Source organism: Aliidongia dinghuensis (assembly GCF_014643535.1).
GTDB classification, from domain to species: domain Bacteria; phylum Pseudomonadota; class Alphaproteobacteria; order ATCC43930; family CGMCC-115725; genus Aliidongia; species Aliidongia dinghuensis.
In genome coordinates, this window is sequence record NZ_BMJQ01000010.1 from 194251 (window position 1) to 214599 (window position 20349).

Below are 20349 nucleotides of genomic sequence, written 5' to 3' on the forward strand. Positions count from 1 at the left end.
CGAATTCCCCCTCCGGAGCCCCTGACGATGCCGCTCTCCCCTGCCCGCCTCGCCCTCGTCGCCGGCCTCGGCCTCACCCTCGCCGCCCCGGCATTCGCCGACCAGGGCACGGCAGCGCTCAAGCCCGCCGACCAGACCAAGCCCGGCGAAGGCAACGCGGCGGCTGCAGCGATCGCGGCCAAGTCGCCGCTGGTGCAAAGCGCCTATCGCCTCGTGCTGACCCAGCTGAAGCAGGTCAAGAACGCCGAGCTGCGGCAGAAGACCGAGGACGCGCTCGCCAATCCCAAGACCTGCATCGAGCACCGCGTCGGCGTCGACGACGCGAAGAAGCAGGCGATCCTGGACAAGCTCAAGGCCGAGGGCCTGATCGACCCGGCCGACGAGACGAAATTCCCGGGCGGGCTCAAGGCCGGCGTGTTTCCGCCGGTCATTGCCGAGGCGGGCTCGTGCCCCAACCTGCCGCAGCCGTTCTGGGCGGCGCCCGGCAGCGTGTTCGGCGGCCATCATTCGGAGCCGGGCGGGCTCGCCATCCACACGTCCTTCAACCTGTCGAGCGACCTGAGCCTGGCCGAGAACTATCGGCGCATCTACGGCACCGTAGGCAAGAGCGGCCTCGCCGAGGTGACGCCGGTCCGCGGCAAGGTGCCGGCGCCGGCCGCGGCGACCGTGCTCATCGACGACGACATCATCCGCCTGGCGCCCATGTGGCACGACTGGACCAAGACCATCGTGTTCCAATGGACCGCCGAGGGCGGCGAGTTCGCCGAGCTTAATTTCGGCGGCAACGGCAAGACCGACAACTACGGCGCCGACGGCGACAGCAAGACCGGCGCCCATCACATCCTGGCCGTCGCCGAGACCATGAAGCGCGGCTTCCCGCCGGCCTTCGTCGTAACCCAAGCCTCGGCCCACTCGGCACCGACCGGCGGCTTCGAATATCGCGTGGTCAACTGGCTGCGCGCCGCCGCCATCGTCGCCGGCATCGACCCGGTCGCGAAGGGCTACCTGACCCAGGACAAGGCCGGCCGCCTGCGCCTGCCGGCCGTGCGCGAGCTCGGCTCGACCGACCTCATGAACACGCTGCCGAACCAGCCCAACCTGCTGGTGGAATATGTCCTGCACAACCTGTCGGACGCCGACTACACCTACACCGGCCCGGCGGTGGCGCAGGCGCAGGTCGTCCTCACCGTGCTCGCCCAGAAATACGGCTACGACGCTGCCGACATCGCGCGCTTCAACACCAAGTTCCGCAATCCCGCCTTAAGCTATCTCGGCGCCGAGCATGTGCAGATCGTCTATGCCAACAAGGGCCTGGACGGTGTCGCCGCCGACCTCGACCGGCTGCGCAAGGCGGGCGTGATCTAGAGCCGCTCGTAGGTCGCGCGCTCGAGCCGGATGAGGCTCACGAAACCGGTCTTCGGGTCCATCTTGGGCCCGAGATCGAGCGTGCCGGTGACCGCGATCGGCACGGCATTGTCGGCATAGTCATTAGGACCCGCGAGATGCACGACGACGATGTCGGCCGGCCAGTTGGCGGCACTGTCGCAGAACGGGCAGACCGACATCGGCTCGCGCGTCAGCACGAAGAAATCGGCGTCGGGCTTCAACGGCGGCGCCATGAAGCCCTTCATCACCACCGGCCGGCCGGCGAGGCCGTTGGTCTTGGGCGTGGTAACCAGCCCAGCGGCCCCGGCCGGCTCGTAGAGCTCGGTGAACTTGAGCAGAGCCGCCTCGGCGGCCCGCGCCCGCGGGGCAAGGAAGCCCAAGAGCATCCCAAGAACAACCTGGCGGCGATCAATCATGCATAAATTCCCAACTTCCGGTGAACCAAATCATAGTCGCTTCGTTTGACCGTTTGATAGCGTTCGACCGCCACAGATCGGCGCTTGCCTACGGCAACTCGCGATGCGACCTTGGTCATGAGCTCTCCGGCTTCGACCGCGCCGTAAGCACCTTAGACCCGATGAGAGGAGACAAGCTTATGGACCGCGAAGCCTTCCTGACCGCCCTCGGCCAGAACCCGCTCCGCCAATCGGTGCTGCGCCATCCGTTCTTCGACCATGTCGCGAACGAGCCGCTTAACCGCACGCAGGTCGCGGTGTTTCTCGGCCAGTATTGGTACCCGATCAGCTACTTCCCGGAGTTCCTGGCGCGGGCCGTGGCCGTGCTGCCGACGACGGAGCTCAAGACCCAGATCTCCAAGATCCTCTACCAAGAGCTGGGCGAAGGCGAGATCGAGCGCGCGCACGAGAACCTCTATCGCGACACGATGGTCGACGCGGGCTTCGCCGAGGCCGACGTCATCGCGGCCCCGATGACCGAGGCGACGCGGCGCCTGATGGACGGCTATCGCCGTTCGTCTGCTCGCTTCCAGTCGGCCCTCGGCTTCGTCTACGGCACCGAGATCATCGACATGCGCATCGTCTCCGGCCTCGGCGCCGCCGTGACGGCCGCCTCGGGCAAGGAACAACTGCCCTGGGTCGATATCCATGTCGAGCAGGAGCCGGAGCATGTGCGCAAGGCGCGCCATGCCGTGCGGCTCGATTTCTCGGCCGACGACATGGCCGAGATCGTGGCCAACGCCGAGGAGATGTGGCGCCTGTGGGACGGCTTCTTCACCGGCCTGCTCCAGACCTGGACAGCCCAGCGCGCAGCGTGATCGGACGGTCTTGCCGACCTGATTAAATCCGTCATTCCCCGCGAAGGCGGGGATGACGGCAACTTGCTTCAGACCGTCTGCCGCTGCTCGAACGAGATCGAGCCGTCGTCGTCCGCGGCGGTGCGTTCGACCGCGGTCACGGCCGCCGTGGACGGGCCGTGCCAGCAGGCCTCTGCCAGGCTTTCGAGGGCATGGGCCGCACCGATCGCCAGAACCTCGACCGTGCCGTCGCGCCGGTTCCTGACCCAGCCGGCAAGGCCCAGGGCCTCCGCCGTGCTCGCCGTCCACCAGCGATATCCCACCCCCTGCACCCGGCCGCGGATGGTGAGATGCAGGGCGGTGCGGCTCACGAGGCCTACTCGAACTCGATGATGACCTGGTCGACCGCCAGGCTCTCGCGCGGGGATGCCGCGATCTTCTTCACCTTGCCGTCGCGCTCGGCCCGGAGCACGTTCTCCATCTTCATGGCCTCGACCACGGCCAGTTCCTCGCCCGCCTTGACGTCTTGACCTTCGGCAACGGCGACCGAGACCAGGAGGCCCGGCATCGGCGACAGCAGGAACTTCGAGAGATCGGGCGGCGTCTTGACCGGCATGAGGCCGGTGAGCGCACCCACCGCATGGCTGACCACGCGCATCTCGGTCGCCGCCCCCGAACGGAACAGCGTCAGGACCGCGCCGGCCCGGTCAATCTGCAGCGTGATGCCGACGCCGTCGATCTTCGCCTCGAACAGGCCCACGCCCGGCGCCCACTGGGTCAGGATCTGGCGCGTATGGCCGTCGAGCGTCACGGCATAGGTGCCGTCGGCGCCGGGCACGACATGGACCTCGCGGCGTGCACGCGGCGGCGGGCCGACCAGCACGGTCCAGTCGGCCGGCACGGCCGGCTTGTGCGGCCCTGACGCCGCACCCAAGTCGCGGGTCGTGATCCGGTGCTGGGCCACGGCCGCGATCGACACCAGCTGATCCGCCTCGTCGCGCGACAGGGCGGCCCCCTGGAACCCATCCGGGAACTCGGTCGCGATGAAGTCGGTCGAGAGCCGGCCCGAGGTGAAGCGCTCGCGCCCCATGATCGCGGCCAGGAAGCCGATGTTGTGGTTGACGCCGCGGATCGCGAAGGCGTCGAGCGCCTGGGCCATGCGGTGGGTCGCATCCTTGCGGTCGGCGCCGTAGGTCACGAGCTTCGCGATCATCGGGTCATAGAACATGGTAATTTCGGCGCCCTCGTAGACGCCGGTGTCGACGCGCACGCCCTGCCCTTCGGGCGGACGGTAGCGGGTCAGGCGCCCGATCGACGGCACGAAGCCCCTGAGCGGGTCCTCGGCATAGACACGCGCCTCGATCGCGTGGCCCTTCAGCTTCACGTCGGCCTGGGTGATCGGCAGCTTCTCGCCATAGGCGACCCGGATCATCAGCTCGACCAGGTCGAGGCCGGTCACCTCCTCGGTCACCGGATGCTCGACCTGGAGCCGCGTGTTCATTTCGAGGAAGTAGAAATTGCGGTCGCGGTCGACGATGAACTCGACCGTGCCGGCCGACTTGTACTCGACGGCCTTGGCGAGCGCCACCGCTTGGGCGCCCATGGCGGCGCGCGTCGCCGCGTCCAGGAACGGCGACGGCGCCTCCTCGATCACCTTCTGGTGCCGGCGCTGGATCGAGCATTCGCGCTCGCCCAGATAGATGACGTTGCCGTGGGCGTCGCCCAGCACCTGGATCTCGATATGGCGCGGCTCCTCGATGTATTTCTCGATGAACACCCGGTCGTCGCCGAAGGACGAGCGCGCCTCGTTCGTGGCCGAGCGGAAGCCTTCCTTGGCTTCGGCGTCGTTCTTGGCGAGGCGCATGCCCTTGCCGCCGCCGCCAGCCGACGCCTTGATCATGACCGGATAGCCGATCTCGCGCGCGATCTTCACCGCCTCGTCGCCGTCGGCGATGACACCCATATAGCCCGGCACGGTCGAGACGCCGGCGGCCTTGGCGAGCTTCTTCGACTCGATCTTGTCGCCCATGGCGGCAATGGCGTGGGTGCCCGGGCCGATGAAGGCGATGCCGGCCTCTTCGAGTGCTGCCGCAAACGCGCGGTTCTCGGAGAGGAAGCCGTAGCCCGGGTGGACCGCCTCGGCGCCGGTCTGCTTGCAGGCCTCGACGATGCGCTCGATCTTGAGATAGCTCTCGGCCGCGGCCGAGCCGCCGATCGCGACCGCCTCGTCCGCCTCGCGCACATGGAGCGCCATGGCGTCGGCGTCGGAATGGACCGCCACGGTCTTGATGCCCATGCGCTTGGCCGTGCGCATCACCCGGCAGGCGATCTCTCCACGATTGGCGATCAGGATCTTCTTGAACATGTCGGTTCCGGTCCCGGTTATGGCTTGGGGCGGCGCTCAGGCCAGAGCCCCATAAGGCGAGCGGCGTGAAGAGCGAGGATCACACCCCAGAACAGCAGCGGCCAGATCACCGCCAGGTCCCGGGGCATGACCCACAGATTGACGAACACCAGAAGCACCGTCGCGGCGAAATAGATGCCGAGGTGGATGAGGAAGCGCTTGAGCCGCCGGCGTCCCTCCTCATCGTTCACAGTGGGTCGCTCACAGCGGAATGTTGTCGTGCTTCTTCGGCGGGTTCACGAGCTGCTTGTCCTTCAGCATGGCGAGCGAGCGGATGATGCGGCGGCGGGTCGAGCGCGGCTGGATCACCTCGTCGATATAGCCGCGCGAGGCCGCCACGAACGGGTTCGCGAACTTCTCGCGATATTCCTCCGTGCGCGCCTCGATCTTCGCCGGATCGTCCATGTCCGCGCGGAAGATGATCTCGACGGCGCCCTTCGGGCCCATGACCGCGATCTCGGCCGTGGGCCAGGCATAGTTGACGTCGCCCCTCAAATGCTTGGACGCCATGACGTCATAGGCGCCGCCATAGGCCTTGCGCGTGATGACGGTCACCTTCGGCACCGTCGCCTCGGCATAGGCATAGAGCAGCTTCGCACCGTGCTTGATGATGCCGCCGAATTCCTGCGCCGTGCCCGGCAGGAAGCCCGGCACGTCGACGAAGGTCACGATCGGGATCTCGAAACAGTCGCAGAAGCGCACGAAGCGCGCCGCCTTCTTCGACGATTCGATGTCGAGGCAGCCGGCCAGCACCATCGGCTGGTTGGCGACGAAACCTACGGTCTGGCCGTCCAAGCGCCCGAAGCCCGTGATGATGTTCCGGGCGAAGCCCGGCTGGATCTCGAAGAAGTCGCCCTCGTCCACGACCTTCAGGATGAGCTCCATCATGTCGTAGGGCTTGTTCGGATTGGCCGGGATCAGCGTGTCGAGCGACAGCTCGACCCGGTCGATCGGATCGGTCGTGTCGTAGCGTGGTGCCCGCTCGCGGTTCGACGACGGCAGGAAGCCCATGAAGCGCCGGAGCTCCAGCAGTGCCTCGAGATCATCCTCGAACGCCAGGTCGGCGACGCCGGACTTGGTCGTGTGCGTGACGGCGCCGCCCAGTTCCTCCTGGGTGACGCTCTCGTGGGTCACGGTCTTCACCACGTCCGGACCGGTCACGAACATGTATGACGAGTCCTTCACCATGAAGATGAAGTCGGTCATGGCCGGCGAATAGACCGCCCCGCCGGCGCACGGGCCCATGATGAGCGAGATCTGCGGGATGACGCCGGACGCGGTCACGTTGCGCTGGAACACCTCGGCATAGCCGCCGAGGCTCGCCACACCCTCCTGGATGCGGGCGCCGCCCGAATCATTGAGACCGATGACCGGGGCGCCGACCTTCATGGCCTGGTCCATGATCCGGCAGATCTTCTCGGCATGCGCCTCGGAGAGCGAGCCGCCGAACACGGTGAAATCCTGGCTGAACACGAAGACGAGGCGGCCGTTGATCGTGCCGTAGCCGGTGACGACGCCGTCGCCCGGGATCTTTTGCTCGTCCATGCCGAAGTCGGTCGAGCGGTGCTCGACGAACATGCCCCATTCCTCGAACGAGCCCTCGTCGAGCAGCACGTCCAGCCGTTCGCGCGCGGTGAGCTTGCCCTTCTTGTGCTGGGCCTCGATGCGCTTCACACCACCGCCGATGCGGGCAGCGTCGCGCTTCTCCTGTAGCCGGCGGAAGATTTCCTGCATGGTTCCCGTGCTGCTGCCTCGAAGGACGTCCCGAGCGGGCGCGTCATTTCGCATAGCACCAACGATCGGGCGACGCCAGCGCCGCCCCTCCCCGTCATTCCGCGAGAGGCAGGAATCCAGGGTGGCCCACGCAATATGTCTGAGGAGATGGCCTTCGCTCGCCCTGGGTCCCCGCCTGCGCGGGGACGACGAACGAGGATCACACCGACGGCTCGGTATTCGGCACGACCGGGTCCTGCGTGCGGCCCAGGGCTGAGAGCGATTCCTCGAGCCCGCTGCCGTCGAGCGGCAGGACTTGGCCGAGCCAGAGCGCATGGATCAGATGATCGTCGCGCGGCCGATCGGTGTTGGGATGGACGACGACGGTCAGGCCCTGCCGGTTCAGCATGAGCCAGGGCACGATCGCGGGGAACAGCGCCACCTCGAACGCGACCTGGTACATCGGCAGCGGATGGGGACCCACCGGTTGGTCGCGCCAGCGGCCCATCTGCACGCGGAAGCGCGCCGCGATCTGTTCGCGGAGTTGCGCCGCCCGCTCGCGCGCCTCGGGCCCGTCGAAATAGATGTGCGCGTGATAGCTCTCGATCGCCTGGATCGGCTGCGGTTCGGTCATGGGGTCTACTCCGCGGGCGCGGGCGCCGGCCGGTGACGTCGGACCTGCCGCCAGAGCGCCTGCAGCTTGAGCGAGATCGTCCGGAGCGCCAGATGGATAACTGGCGTCGTATAGAGCGTCAGCAGCTGCGAGACCATAAGCCCGCCGACGATGGCGATGCCGAGCGGCCGCCGGAGCTCGGAGCCGGCGCCCTGGCCCAAGGCCAGCGGCAGCGAGCCGAAGATCGCGGCGATCGTCGTCATCATGATCGGGCGGAAACGCACGTAGCAGGCCTGCACGATCGCCTCTTCCGGCCCCAGCCCCTCCTTCTCCGCCTGGATCGCGAAGTCGATCATCATGATGGCGTTCTTCTTGACGATGCCGATCAAGAGGATGATGCCGATCAGCCCCATGACGTCGAGATTGTAGCCGCAGGCGATCAGCGCCAGGAGCGCGCCGACGCCGGCCGAGGGCAGCGACGACAGGATCGTCAGCGGATGGACGAAGCTCTCGTAGAGCACGCCCAGCACGATATAGACGACGAGCGTCGCCGCGGCGATGAGCCAGGGCTGGCTCGCGAGCGACTTCTCGAACTCCTGCGCGGCACCCTCGAAGGTGGTCTGCAGCGTAATGGGCTTGCCGAGCTCCGCCTCCATGCGGTGGATGCGGTCGACCGCCTCGCCGATCGACACGCCGGGCGCCAGGTTGAAGGTCAGGCTCTCGTCCGGGAACTGGCCGCGATGGTTGATGGTGATCGGCGCCACCGAGCTCTCGAACGAGGCGAAGGTCGAGAGCGGGATCTGCTTGCCCGTGGCCGAGGCGACATGGATGAGCTGCAGCGCCGCCGGATCCGCCTGGAACGCGGGATCGACCTCGAGCAGGATGTAGTACTGGTTCGCGTCGGTGAAGATCTCCGCCACCCGCCGGGCACCGAAGGAATCATAGAGCGTGTCGTCGATCGCCTTGGGATCGACGCCCATGCGGGCCGCGAGATCGCGGTTGACCACGACGCGCACGCTGGACGCGGTGTTGAGATCCTTCGACACGTCGAGCAGGCCGGGCACCTTCTTCAGGTGATCGAGCACGATCGGCGTCCATTTCTCGAGCTCGTCCCGGTCGGCGTCGATCAGCGTGTATTGGTACTCGGTCCGCCCGACGTCGGTGCCGGTAACGATCTCCGGCTCCGGCTGCATGAAGAAGCGCAAGCCCTGGAGCTTCGCCGCGCGCTCGCGCAGATGGCCCAGCACCTGATAGACGTCGTTCGCGCGCTCCTCGCGCGGCTTCAGGTTGATGACGAACTCGCCGGTGTTCTCGTCGCCGTCGCCGCCGACGTAGCTCGTGACCGAAAACACATCCGGATCGGACCGGATGACCGCCGTCATCTGCTCAACCAGGTGCGATGTCTGCACGAACGGCGTGCCGGTCGGCGCCTCGGCGAAGCCGAAGATGCGGCCATTGTCCTGCGGCGGGAAGAAGCCCTTGGGCACGACCGCATAGAGATAGCCGGTGAGCCCCAGGGTCAGCGCGAAGCTGAGCATGGTGAGCTTGCGGTGATGCAGCACCCAGAGGAGGCTCCGGTGATAGGCCTCGATTACCGCGTCGTTGGCATGGGCAACCCAGCGCTGGAACGCGGTCGGCGCCGCCTTGGCCGCGTGTTTGGCCGGCTTCAACAGCCGCGAGCACAGCATGGGCGAAAGGGTGAGCGAGATCACGGCGGAAGCCAGGATCGCAACCGACACGGTCGCCGCGAACTCAAGGAACAGCCGGCCGACGATACCGCCCATGAAGAAGACCGGGATGAACACCGCCACCAGCGACAGCGTGATCGAGATGATGGTGAAGGCGACCTGGCCGCCGCCCTTGATCGCCGCCTCGATCGGCCCCTCGCCCTCCTCCATGTGGCGCACGATATTCTCGATCACGACGATCGCGTCGTCGACGACGAAGCCGACGGCGATGGTGAGCGCCATCAGCGACAGGTTGTCGAGCGTGAAGCCCAGGCCGTACATCAGGATCAAGGTCGCCAGCAGCGACAGCGGGATCGTGATCGACGGGATCACTGTCGCCCAGAAGTGCCGGAGGAACAGGAAGATCACGAGGATGACGAGCGCGATGGTGATCGCAAGCGTCACCTCGACGTCGGCGAGCGAAGCGCGGATCGTCTCCGCCCGATCGGTCACGATGTTGAGGCTGATCGACGGCGGCAGCGAGGCGCGCAGGCTCGCGAGCGAGGCCCGCAAGCCATCGACCGCCTGCACCGTGTTGGCGCCCGGCCGCTTCTGCACGGCGATGACGATGGCCGGATGGCCGTTGTACCAGCCGGTCGCCTTGTCGTTCTCGACGCTGTCGGTGATCGACGCCACGTCCGAGAGCCGGACGGGCGCGCCGTTGCGGTAGGCGACGACGACATCGCGCAGGCCGTCGGCATCGAAGATCTGGTCGTTCGATTCGACCGTCGTCACCAAGTCGCCGCCTTCGAGCCGGCCCTTCGGCCGGTTGACCGTTGCGCGCTGCACGGCGTTGCGCACATCCTCGGGCGAGAGCCCGCGCGCCGCGAGCGAGGCCGGGTTGATGCGGACCCGGATGGCGAATTTCTGCTCGTCGGCGATGAAGGCGCGCGAGATGCCCGGCAGGTTCGAGATGCGGCGCACGACCGCCGTGTCGGCGAAGCGATCGACTTTGGTGAGCGGCATCAGGTCCGACGTGAAGGCCATCACGACCATGGCGCGCTCGGCCGGGTTCTCCTTGAAGAAGAACGGTGGGTTCGGCATGTCGCTCGGCAGGTCGCCCGCCGCGTTCGAGATCGCCGACTGCACGTCGATCGCTGCCAGGTCGACGCTACGGCCCAGATCGAACTGCAGGCGCACGAAGGTCTGGCCGAGCGAAGAGGTCGAATTGATCGAGACGATGCCGCTCACGAAGGCGAACTGGCGCTCGAGCGGCGCTGCGATCGAGGTCGCCATGGTCTCGGCACTGGCACCCGGATAGGTCGCGAGCACGTTCATGACCGGATATTCGACCTGCGGCAGGGCTGCGACCGGCAGCATGGCCCAGGCGGCGATGCCGAAAATCATGACGCCGAGCGCCAGCAGCATGGTCGCCACCGGCCGGAGGATGAAGGGGCGGCAGGGATTGAGGCCCCCGGCATTGAGCTCCCGGGTGTCGAAGCCCTCTGCACGCGTGCTTTCGGCGCTCATGACGCTGTCGCCTCGGCCCGGGTGCGGAGCGCCACCGGGTCAGCCGTCGTCGAGTCGATCCTGACCGTCATGCCCGGGGCCAGCTGGTCGTGGTTGTCGACGACGACCACCTCACCCGGCTTCAGCCCTTCGACGACGGCGAGCCCATGCACGCTTTGCAGCACGCCGACGTCACGCGGCGCCACGGTCGAGGCAGTAGGCTCGACCACATAGACGAACTTGCCCTTGAGGCCGGTCTGGACGGCCTCCATCGGCACGGTCACCGCGTCCTTGCGCGTGCCGATCACGACTCGGGCGTTCAGGAACTGCCCCGGCCAGAGCGCCTCGTCCGGATTCTCGAACTGGGCCTTGAGCTCGATCGTGCCGGTCTGCGGATCGATCTGGTTGCCGATCAGTGTCAGATGCCCCTCGGCGATTCGCTTCTGGTCGTTGCCGGAACGCGCCTCGACGACGAGCGGCCCCGTGCGCTGGCCGGCCTGGATGTCGGGCAGCGCGTCCTGCGGCACGGTGAACAGCACCGTGATCGGCTTCGTCTGCACGATTTCCGCGAGATCTGTATCGTCGGCGGTGTGGATGACGTTGCCGGCATCGACCAGCCGCTTGCCGATGCGGCCCGAGATCGGCGCGCGAATCATCGAGAATTGCAGATTGAGCCGGGCGGCATCGAGCGTCGCCTGGTCAATCTTGATGGCGGCCGTGAGCTGGCCCACCGCGGCCGACTGCTGGTCGAACACCTGGCGCGACGCATAGCCGTGCTGCAGCAGGCTCGTCGAGCGCTCGAGGTCTGCCTTGGCCGAGGCGAGCTGCGCCTGGTCCTTGGCGAGCGCGCCCTCCGCCTGGCCGACCGCGGCCTGATAGGGACGCGGGTCGATCTCGATCAACGGATCGCCCGCATTCACCTGCTGGCCCTCCGTGAACAGGATCCGCTCGATCTGGCCGTCGACCCGGCTCTTCAACTGAATGATGTTGAACGGCTGCGCCTGGCCGATGCCGCGCACGTAGATCGGCACGTCGCGCTGGACCACCGTGGCGACATGCACCGTCGGCGCCGGCGGGGCGGACACCGCATGGGCCGAAAGGTTCCCGGCATAGTAGGTGCGCCAGAACGCCGCACCACCGGCCAGAAAAATTGCTACACCCAGTAGAGAAAACACCGCGCGCCGCATCGCCGGCCACCCCATGATTGCATAAATTTTGTGCAGGATGCGGCGATTGGACGCAATAATCGCCGGCGCAGCCCTCGTGCTCGCCTCCCGCATACCGCGTGGTCGCGGCACGCGGCGAGCGCTTGTGCGCTCTTGCCGAGAACCTAGCAGATCGCGGCGCCTAAGACGATGGCCATATCGTAACCGGGCTTGCGTAGCTTCGATACCGCCCGGGCAGCCGCCTCAACGGAGGGTAGCGTTCCATCTAAGCGAGACATGCCACATATTCGCCGCAATATTGCCCTTGTTCGAACAGAGACACTTCCCAAATTGTGCTCCCCGCCCCTAGTCCACGTTCGTGGGCGATGAGCCATATCGTCGCGTGTTTTCTGCGCAACACATCGAAACAATGACGCTAATGACACGCAACAGTCGAGGCCGTATGGAGTTGACTGGAGCGTGAACGCGGCTACATCGCACCGTTAGTTTTGGAGACTGTAATGACGAAGCAACGTACTCTTGCCATGCTGCTTGGCACTGCCGCGGTCTTGGCCGGCTATGGCGTCGGCGCTGCCCAGGCGCAGACTGTGGTGAACCCGAATTACACCTACGGCCCCTATGTTGGCGCGGCCGGCGGCGGCAGCTTTCTGAACGACATCAGCCCGAACGGCGGCGGCGCCGACACGAAGAGCGAGTTCGACAATGGCTGGGTCGGCCTCGGCACCGTCGGCTGGGGCTTCGGCAACGGCTTCCGCGCCGAGCTCGAGGGTAGCTATCGCCGCAACGACGTGCGCAGCGTGCGCGGCTCGGCCGGTGCCCCGAATGGCGGCGCGCTCGGCACCACGGCGGTCATGGTGAACGGCCTCTACGACATCGATCCGACCGCGTTGTTCGGCATCGAGTCCTACGGCTTCATGCCCCATGTCGGCGTCGGCGTGGGCTGGGCCCGCCCGCGCTTCGACAATGCGCATGTCTATAACGGCAATGTCGTGAGCGGTAAGGACGACGTGCTGGCCTACCAGGGCATCGCCGGCGTGTCCTATGCCGTCGCGCCGCAGATCAAGGTCGATCTCGATTATCGTTATTTCGGCACGCAGAGCGGCACGTTCGCGAGCTCGCCGGGCCTCTCCGGCATCGGCAGCCCGACGAAGACCTCGATCGGCGACCAGACCGTGACGCTCGGCATCCGCTACGAGTTCTGGGCACCGCAGGTGGCGCAGGCACCGCTGCCGGCCGTTGCCCCGCCGCCGCCCGCCCCGCCGGCCAAGGCGCCGGAGGTGCAGCGCGCGTTCCAGGTGTTCTTCGACTTCAACAAGTCGGACATCAGCGCTGCCGCCTCCAAGGTGATCCAGCAGGCGTCGGACAGCGTGAGGGCCGGCAACCTGACGCGGATCAACGTGACCGGCCATACCGACACGGTGGGCTCGGCCAAGTACAACCAGGCGCTCTCCGAGAAGCGCGCCGCCGCGGTCAAGGCCCAGCTCATCGCCGACGGCGTGCCGGACAGCGAGATCTCGACGAGCGGCGTCGGCAAGTCGAACCTGCTGGTCCCGACCGCCGACAGCGTGCGCGAGCCGCAGAACCGCCGCGCCGAGATCGTCCTGCAGTAAATTCCGAGACGAGGGAACCCGGCGGCCTCCGCCGGGTTTTCCCAATGAGCGGGTCAATCCCCTCTCATCATCCTTGGAACTGGGCCCGCCCGCGCCGCAAGGCGCCGGCGGGCTTTTCTTTCTTTCAGGCCTTGAGCAGCTGGAGGAACCGCGCCGCCGCGTGGATGTCGGCGACGAGGCGGTCGCGCCGCGCCTTGGCCTCGGCATCCTCGCCCCATCGCTCGTTCTGCACGGTCTCGTCGATGAGCGTCGCCTCTGCGGCACCGGCCGCGTCGAGATGCCCGTCCCAGACCGCGAGCGCGATCACGAGCGAACCGGTGGCGGCAGTCAGGTCGGCGACCGCGGTCAGCGTCAGCACGTCGAGATCGAGCAGTATGGCTTTGAGCGCCTTGAGGCTCGCCTCGGGCTGGTCGACATGGACGATGCCGCGCGTGACGGCGAGCGGCGCGTCGAACCGCACCATGGCCCAGTCGAGCAGCGGCTGCCACAGCGCCGCCTCGCGCGCGATCAGGCTGTCGGGCGCCTCGGCGCGATAGCACAGGAGGTCGCTCGCGGCGTAGCCGGCCGCCTCGTCGACCACAGCCAGGCGGTGACGCGCCACCCGGTCGATCGCGGTCGAGGCGAGCTGCATGAGGCGCATCGTGTCGGGCTTGACCGTCTCGTCCTGGGCCGCCCATTCGTCGGCGACGGCGGCGGCGAGCGGCGCGGTCGGCAGCAAGAGCGGCGCCTTGGCCGGCGTCCGGAGCGCCTTGCCGTCCAGCTCCACGCCGAAGCCGCCGTCGACCGGGGCGGCCGCGACCTGCTTGTAGAAACGCTTCATCTAACCCTCGAGCGCGAAGAGTGCCGCCACATGGGGCGGCAGGTCGGCGAACCGGTCGAGCACGCGGGCGGCTCCGGCCGCGATGAGCTCGCCGGGCGCGTGATAGCCCCACGAGACGCCGACCGCGGCAACGCGCGCCGCCTGCGCCATCAGCATATCGAAGGTCGTGTCGCCGATCATGAGCGTTCGCTCCCGGCCGATGCCGGTCTCAGCCATGGCATTGATGAGCATGTCCGGTGCCGGCTTGCCCGCGGCATCGTCCGCCGTCTGCAGCACGGTGAAGCGGTCGACGAGCCCGTGGCGCTCGAGCGACAGGCCGAGCCCGCGCCGGCCCTTGCCGGTCGCGACACCCAGCACGACACCCCAGGCGTTGAGCTGGTCCAGCGCCTCACGCGCGCCGGGATAGAGCGGCTCGGTATATTCCGGACGCTGGCGCAGCGCCACGAACGCCTCGCGATAGAGATCGGCGAGCCGCAGCACCAGGTCGGGCCCGGCCTCGGGTGCCAGGCGCCGGATCGCGACTTCAAGGGACAGGCCGACGCCGCGCCGGATCGCCTCGGCGCCGGGCGCCGGCAGGCCCGCGGCCGCAAAGGCCTCGTGGATCGCCTGGATGATGCCGGCCTGGGCATCGACCAATGTCCCGTCGCAGTCGAACACGACCAGGCAAGGTTCACCCACCATGAGCCCGTTCACTCGAGCTCAAGGTCTTCGAACGGATCGCTCTCCGGCTTCGGCTCGAAGCCGAAGAATTTCCAGGTCGCCTGCATATGCGCCGGCAAGGGCGCCGTCACCTCGAGCACGCTGCCATCCGGCCGGTCGAGCCGGATCGAGCGGGCATGCAGGTGCAGCTTGCGCGCATGATCGATGCCGTCGAGCACCGCCTTGCCGCCGCCGTACTTGCCGTCGCCCAGGATCGGCGTGCCGATCTCGGCGCAATGGACGCGCAGCTGGTGGGTGCGGCCGGTGATCGGCATCATGGCGAGCCAGGCGACCTTCTGCGCCGCCTGCTCGACGACGGCATAGTACGTGACCGCCCAACGGCCCTCGTCCTCGTCGGCCATCATCTTCTCGCGCCCACCGTCGGCACCCTTGCCGACCGGCAGGTCGATCTTGCCGCGATGGGGCCGGGGCACGCCCGCGACGACCGCCCAATAGGTCTTGCGCGCACTCTTCTCGCGGAAGGCCTGCGCCAGCCAGGCAGCGGCCTTGGCCGAGCGGGCGAGCAGCAGCACGCCGCTCGTGTCCTTGTCGAGCCGGTGAACCAGGCGCGGCCGCTCCGCCGCGTCGAACTTGAGCGCGTCCAGCATGCCGTCGAGATGCTTCGACGTATTGGTCCCGCCCTGGACCGCGAGCCCGTGCGGCTTGTTGATCGCGATCACGTCCTTGTCGCGATAGAGCACGAGTTGCCTAAGCGTCTCCTGCTCCGCCTCCGAGGGCGGCTTCGGCGCCGCCTTCGGCCGATCGTCCGGCGGCAGCGGCGCCTCCGCCCATTCGTCCAACGGCGGCACGCGGATGGTCGCCCCGGCGGCAAGCCGGGTCGCCGCCTTGACCCGGCCGCCATCGACGCGGACCTGGCCCGTGCGCAAGAGCTTCTCGAGCCGGATATGGCTCAGGCCCGGATATTGCCGCTTGAACCAGCGGTCGAGCCGGATGTCGGCATCGTCCTCGGACACCTGGATGAGGCGGACACCGCTCATCGCTCGTCATCTCCCTTCACGGGACCGCCCGCGGCGAGACGCCGGCGCAGCTTGTCCCAATAGTCGAGCCGCTTGCGGATTTCCCGCTCGAAGCCGCGATCGACCGGTTGATAGAATTCCTCGCGGGCCATGCCGTCGGGGAAATAATTCTGCCCGGAAAAGCCGTCGGCCGTGTCCGGGTCATAGTTGTAGCCGGCGCCGTAGCCGTGCTCGCGCATCATCTTGGTCGGCGCGTTCAGGATATGCATCGGCGGCATCAGCGAGCCGGTCTGCTTGGCCGCGCGCATCGCCGCACCGAACGCGCGATAGATGCCGACCGACTTCGGCGCGGTGCCGAGATACACGACGGCTTGGGCAATTGCCAGCTCGCCCTCGGGCGAACCGAGGCGCTCATACGCATCCCAGGCCATCATCGCCTGCACGAGCGCGTTCGGATCTGCCATGCCGATGTCCTCGCTCGCGAAGCGTACGAGGCGGCGGACGACGTAGAGCGGGTCCTCACCGCCCACCAGGATGCGCGCCAGCCAATAGAGCGCCGCATCGGGATCGGAGCCGCGCAGCGACTTGTGCAGCGCCGAGATCAGGTTGTAGTGGCTTTCCTGCGCCTTGTCGTAGAGCGGGGCGCGATGCTGGACCTGGGCCGCGAGCCGCTTCGGATCGAGCGGCGGCGTGTCCGCCGGCAGCAGCGCCACCTCCTCGACCAGGTTCAGGAGATAGCGGCCGTCGCCATCGGCCATGGCGAGCAGGCTCTGGCGCGCGTCGTCGTCGAGCGGCAGCGCATGGCCCAGAAGCGCCTCGGCCCGGGCGACCAGGATGCTGAGCGCCTGCTCGTCGAGCCGCTTCAGAATGAAGACCTGGGCACGCGACAGGAGCGCCCCGTTCAGTTCGAACGACGGATTCTCGGTCGTGGCGCCGATGAGCACGACGGTGCCGTCCTCGACATAGGGCAGGAAACTGTCCTGCTGGGCCCGGTTGAAGCGGTGGATCTCGTCGATGAACAAAAGCGTGCCGCGCCCGGCCCGGCGCCGCGCCTTCGCCGTCTCGAACACTTTCCGGAGATCGGCGACACCCGAGAACACGGCCGACAGCGGCTCGAACTCGAGATCGGTCTGATCGGCGAGCAACCGCGCAATTGTGGTCTTGCCGCAGCCGGGCGGCCCCCACAGCACCATGGACGCGAGCCGGTGGGCCGCCACCATCCGGCCGATCGGCGCGGTCGGCGCCAGGATATGGTCCTGGCCCACCACGTCGGCGAGCGTCTGCGGCCGCAGGCGATCCGCCAGCGGCCGCGGCGCCTGGGCCTCAAACAGGCTGGGCGACATCGCTCAGTTGCCCGCCAGACGCAGCGTCCGGCCGTCGCGTCGGATCGTCGCCCGCCAGGGCGGTGCCAGGCGCGGCAGCAGCGTCTGGAGCTGGCCCACGTCTGCGATCGGCTGGCCGTTCAGGTTGAGCAGCTCGTCGCCGGCCAGAAGCCGCAAGTGCGTGCCGCCGCGCGGCACATCGAGCACGATCACGCCCGTGACCTCGTCGGTATGCAGTTCGTCGGCGAGCGCCGGCGACAGGTTCGCGACGGTGACGCCCAGGAACGGCCCGGTCGTGCGGATCTGCGTCACCTTGCGCGGCGGCGTCTCGGGCGGCGCGATCAGGTGGATGTCGAGGTCCCGCTCCTCGCCCGCGCGCCAGATGCCAAGCTTGGCGGTGGCGCCTACCGGCAACGTCGCGAAGCGATAGCGCACGCCGTCCTCGTCGGCGACCGGCTTGTGGTCGATCGACAGGATGACGTCACCCGGCACGAGCCCTGCCTCCGCTGCCGGCCCGGACCGCACCACATCATCGATCAGCATGCCCGAAGGCCGGCTCAAGCCCAGCTTGCGCGCCGCCCCGGCCGTGACCGTATGGCCGCTGGCGCCGAGCCATGGGCGGAGGATGCGATGACCGGAGCCCTCGCTCGGCGCCAGCACCGAGTGCACGAGATCGCTCGGAATGGCGAAGCCGATGCCGACCGATCCGCCACCCTCGGAATAGAGCGCCGTATTGATGCCGGCGAGCTTGCCGTCGAGGCTCACGAGCGCGCCGCCGGAATTGCCCGGATTGATCGCCGCGTCGGTCTGGATGAAGGAGCGATAGTCGTTGATGCCGTCGACCGCGCGGCCGAGCGCCGAGACGATGCCCGAGGTCACGGTCTGGCCGACGCCGAACGGATTGCCGATCGCGAGCACGATGTCGCCGACCTCGAGATCGTCCGAGTCCTTGAGCGGCAGATAGGGCAGCGCCTCGCCGCCGGCATTGATCTTGAGCACGGCCAGGTCGGTCCGCTCGTCGCTGCGCACCAGGTCCGCGTCGAACTCGCGGCGGTCGGACAGCACGATCACGATCGAGCCCGCGTCCTGGATCACATGCTGGTTGGTCACGATCGTGCCGTTCGGATCGACGAGCACGCCCGAGCCAAGCGAATGGCCAAGCCGGTCCTCGCCCGGCGCGAAGAAGCGCCGGTAGGCCGGGTCGCGCCGGACCGCGGCCGAGGCGCCGACATCGCTCAGCGCCCGCGTATAGACATTGACGACCGCCGGCGCCGCCTTGCGCACGACCGGCGCGTACGACAGCTGCACTTGCTGGACCGTCACCGGCACGACGCGGGTATCCGCCGCTCGGGCTGCGATCGGCAGGACGAGGATGAGGACGAGGACAAGCGACGGGCGGATCATGGCTGGCGCCCAATCTAGGCAAAGTGCGGGCGCGGCGCCAGCACAGTACCGCCCCGAGCCCGACGGCAACCGCCAACTGTTGCTTATGTGCCGCCGGGCAACGACAACACGATCATCGGCGGATGGCCCGCCTGCTGCGTGGCGGCGGAAAGCACGGTGCGGCCGCTTGCGAACAGCAGGAAAGCCACGAACAGGCCCCGGTAGATCCGCGTAGCGGCTGCGAGGCCGGGAGTCATCGCGGCTCCGGCAGCAGGAAGGTCCGCCGGGCCGCGGCGGAGCTGAGACGCTCGGCACTGTACCAGCGCTGCAGCACCGCCTTGTCGAAGAGATCGGGATTGTCGCGCTCGAAACGGGCAAAGCTCTCGTCGCCGGCCAGTAGCCGTTCGCCGACCAGCGCCAGGAAACCGACAGTGATCGTCTCGTGATAGGCTCCGGGCCTACCGGCCTTGACCGCGAGGGCGCGCAGCGCCGCGGCATAGGCCGGCGCCACCTCGAGAAACGGGGCCCGGCGCAGCATTTCGAACGCGACGCGGACATGGTCGCGATGACGAAACCCGGCCGGATCGATTCCGCCGCCGAGGAATGCGGCGATGGCTGCGTCGCCGTCGTCAGGCAGCATCGCCGCCCCCGGATGCTTCCACCAGCCGGTGCGCGTCCGCCGCCGAGAGATCCAGGCCATAGACCGCCTTGAGCGCCGCGATCTGGCGCAGCGTCTCGTCCGAAAACGGCGGCTTGCCCTCGAAACTGTGCAGCACGATGCCCTCGAGCAGATCGCCTAAGGACAGGTCGAGATACTCGGCCAGCCCCTTCAACACCTTGAGCATGCGGCGTTCGAGCCGGACGCCCGTCTGGACACGTTCGATCGTTGTCATGATGTGATATATGTACCAAGGTAACATTTCGAAGTCCAGGCTTGCCGGTAGCGAGGCCGGATCTTCCAGTGCGCTCCACCCGCGATTTCGGCCATACTTGGCCGCAACCAGCCCGACTGTGGCCGGCGTGATGAACCCAGGGAGACTTGCTTCGTGACCGGAACGCCCAAGACTGTCGATCTGCCGGAGGAAGCACGCCAATTCCTGCTTGGCGTCTACGAGCGCGCCAAGGCGCGGCTCGAAGCGGTCATCGAGCGCCATGGCATGCGCCCGGGCGTCTCGGCCGCTATGGCGGTCGAGCGCCTCGCCGTGCTCGACGAGGAGATGGCGCCGATCTTCCCGGCGCTGGAGCAGGCCGGCAGCCACGTCGATTGCGCCAGGGGCTGCGGCGTGTGCTGCACGCTCACCATCGACGTGACGCCGGACGAGGCCTTCGCGCTCATCGAGCATCTGGAGCGCACGCAACCGGCGGAAACGGTCACCGCGATCAAGGCGCGCGCGCTTGCGGCCGACACCCGCGGCCACGGTATGGAGCCGCTCGCCCGCCACCGGCTCAAGATCGCCTGCCCGGTCCAGGACCCGGCGACGATGGAGTGCCTCGGCCATGCAGCGCGACCGACGCCGTGCCAAGGCTATCTGTCGCTCGACGTCAAGCGTTGCCAGGCGGTGCACGACGGCACCGGCCTCGACGTGCCGCAGCCGACCGCCGCCAACATGCTGACCAACGTGGTGTCGCACACGCGCAGCTATGCGTTCGAGGATGCCGGCGCCCCGCGCCAGTCGCTGGAACTGACCGCCGCCCTCGTCGCCGCCTGGGCCGATCCGGATGCGGAACGGCGCTGGCTCGCCGGGGAAACGGTCCTGGAGCAAGCTGCGAGCTATCAGCCGCCGGCCGACGGCGGGCGATAGATCCCCGCAAGGTGGGAGAAGCGAGC

20 protein-coding genes are annotated in these 20349 nt (G+C 67.8%); 4 read left to right on the forward strand and 16 right to left on the reverse strand.

From position 1 onward, the window contains the following. Positions 1-27 precede the first annotated feature (27 nt). Positions 28-1365 carry a hypothetical protein gene (locus IEY58_RS19660; RefSeq protein WP_189048880.1) on the forward strand — a complete coding sequence of 446 codons (1338 nt, stop codon included), beginning with the start codon at positions 28-30 and terminating at the stop codon, positions 1363-1365. On the opposite strand, the gene IEY58_RS19665 is transcribed toward IEY58_RS19660, so the two are convergent. Next, positions 1362-1802, reverse strand: coding sequence for a hypothetical protein (locus IEY58_RS19665; RefSeq protein ID WP_189048882.1), 441 nt, complete (start codon positions 1800-1802; stop codon positions 1362-1364). The genes IEY58_RS19660 and IEY58_RS19665 overlap by 4 nt on opposite strands. Before the next feature lie 179 nt (positions 1803-1981). On the opposite strand from IEY58_RS19665, the gene IEY58_RS19670 reads away from it, so the two are divergent. After that, entirely contained in the window at positions 1982-2659 is a 678-nt protein-coding gene (locus IEY58_RS19670; RefSeq protein WP_189048884.1) for a TenA family transcriptional regulator, read from the forward strand. Positions 2660-2727: 68 nt separating this feature from the next. On the opposite strand, the gene IEY58_RS19675 is transcribed toward IEY58_RS19670, so the two are convergent. The 7 genes from IEY58_RS19675 to IEY58_RS19705 form a co-directional block, all read right to left on the reverse strand. Further along, complete coding sequence (locus tag IEY58_RS19675) at positions 2728-3009, reverse strand: acylphosphatase (protein WP_189048886.1); 282 nt, start codon at positions 3007-3009, stop codon at positions 2728-2730. A gap of 5 nt (positions 3010-3014) precedes the next feature. Next, positions 3015-5003 carry an acetyl-CoA carboxylase biotin carboxylase subunit gene (locus tag IEY58_RS19680; RefSeq protein WP_189048888.1) on the reverse strand — a complete coding sequence of 663 codons (1989 nt, stop codon included), beginning with the start codon at positions 5001-5003 and terminating at the stop codon, positions 3015-3017. A 17-nt stretch (positions 5004-5020) separates the two neighbouring features. Further along, a complete protein-coding gene (locus IEY58_RS19685) occupies positions 5021-5233 on the reverse strand; it encodes a 2TM domain-containing protein (protein ID WP_189048890.1) in 213 nt (70 codons plus the stop codon). 10 nt (positions 5234-5243) lie between these two features. After that, positions 5244-6776, reverse strand: a complete 1533-nt coding sequence (locus IEY58_RS19690) for an acyl-CoA carboxylase subunit beta (RefSeq protein ID WP_189048891.1) — start codon at positions 6774-6776, stop codon at positions 5244-5246. A 199-nt stretch (positions 6777-6975) separates the two neighbouring features. Next, positions 6976-7389, reverse strand: coding sequence for a DOPA 4,5-dioxygenase family protein (locus tag IEY58_RS19695; RefSeq protein WP_189048893.1), 414 nt, complete (start codon positions 7387-7389; stop codon positions 6976-6978). A gap of 5 nt (positions 7390-7394) precedes the next feature. Beyond that, positions 7395-10565 (reverse strand): efflux RND transporter permease subunit, encoded by a 3171-nt coding sequence (locus IEY58_RS19700; protein WP_189048895.1) that lies wholly within the window; start codon positions 10563-10565, stop codon positions 7395-7397. Next, positions 10562-11731: an efflux RND transporter periplasmic adaptor subunit gene (locus IEY58_RS19705; protein WP_189048897.1), complete on the reverse strand. Its 1170-nt coding sequence runs from the start codon at positions 11729-11731 to the stop codon at positions 10562-10564. Before IEY58_RS19705 ends, IEY58_RS19700 begins: the two co-directional genes overlap by 4 nt. A 479-nt stretch (positions 11732-12210) precedes the next feature. On the opposite strand from IEY58_RS19705, the gene IEY58_RS19710 reads away from it, so the two are divergent. Continuing rightward, positions 12211-13320 carry an OmpA family protein gene (locus IEY58_RS19710; protein WP_189048899.1) on the forward strand — a complete coding sequence of 370 codons (1110 nt, stop codon included), beginning with the start codon at positions 12211-12213 and terminating at the stop codon, positions 13318-13320. A 124-nt stretch (positions 13321-13444) separates the two neighbouring features. Here the strand turns inward: IEY58_RS19710 and IEY58_RS19715 are convergent, their stop codons facing one another. The 8 genes from IEY58_RS19715 to IEY58_RS19750 all read right to left on the reverse strand — a co-directional run bounded on the left by IEY58_RS19715 (position 13445) and on the right by IEY58_RS19750 (position 19414). After that, positions 13445-14140 carry an ATP12 family chaperone protein gene (locus IEY58_RS19715; RefSeq protein ID WP_189048901.1) on the reverse strand — a complete coding sequence of 232 codons (696 nt, stop codon included), beginning with the start codon at positions 14138-14140 and terminating at the stop codon, positions 13445-13447. Beyond that, on the reverse strand, positions 14141-14821 hold the full coding sequence (locus IEY58_RS19720) for an HAD-IA family hydrolase (protein ID WP_189048903.1): 681 nt from the start codon (positions 14819-14821) through the stop codon (positions 14141-14143). It lies immediately after the preceding gene. An 8-nt stretch (positions 14822-14829) separates the two neighbouring features. Continuing rightward, positions 14830-15837 carry an RluA family pseudouridine synthase gene (locus IEY58_RS19725; protein WP_189048905.1) on the reverse strand — a complete coding sequence of 336 codons (1008 nt, stop codon included), beginning with the start codon at positions 15835-15837 and terminating at the stop codon, positions 14830-14832. Further along, entirely contained in the window at positions 15834-17159 is a 1326-nt protein-coding gene (locus IEY58_RS19730) for a replication-associated recombination protein A (protein ID WP_189048907.1), read from the reverse strand. The genes IEY58_RS19725 and IEY58_RS19730 overlap by 4 nt, the downstream gene beginning before the upstream one ends. A 3-nt stretch (positions 17160-17162) precedes the next feature. Further along, a complete protein-coding gene (locus IEY58_RS19735; RefSeq protein WP_189048909.1) occupies positions 17163-18542 on the reverse strand; it encodes a trypsin-like peptidase domain-containing protein in 1380 nt (459 codons plus the stop codon). 83 nt (positions 18543-18625) lie between these two features. Beyond that, a complete protein-coding gene (locus tag IEY58_RS19740) occupies positions 18626-18778 on the reverse strand; it encodes a hypothetical protein (RefSeq protein WP_189048911.1) in 153 nt (50 codons plus the stop codon). Then, a complete protein-coding gene (locus IEY58_RS19745; protein ID WP_189048913.1) occupies positions 18775-19161 on the reverse strand; it encodes a hypothetical protein in 387 nt (128 codons plus the stop codon). Before IEY58_RS19745 ends, IEY58_RS19740 begins: the two co-directional genes overlap by 4 nt. Continuing rightward, positions 19151-19414, reverse strand: coding sequence for a hypothetical protein (locus IEY58_RS19750; protein WP_189048915.1), 264 nt, complete (start codon positions 19412-19414; stop codon positions 19151-19153). Before IEY58_RS19750 ends, IEY58_RS19745 begins: the two co-directional genes overlap by 11 nt. 153 nt (positions 19415-19567) lie before the next feature. Between IEY58_RS19750 and IEY58_RS19755 the strand changes: the two genes are divergently transcribed. Continuing rightward, a complete protein-coding gene (locus tag IEY58_RS19755) occupies positions 19568-20323 on the forward strand; it encodes a YkgJ family cysteine cluster protein (RefSeq protein WP_189048917.1) in 756 nt (251 codons plus the stop codon). Positions 20324-20349 lie beyond the last annotated feature (26 nt).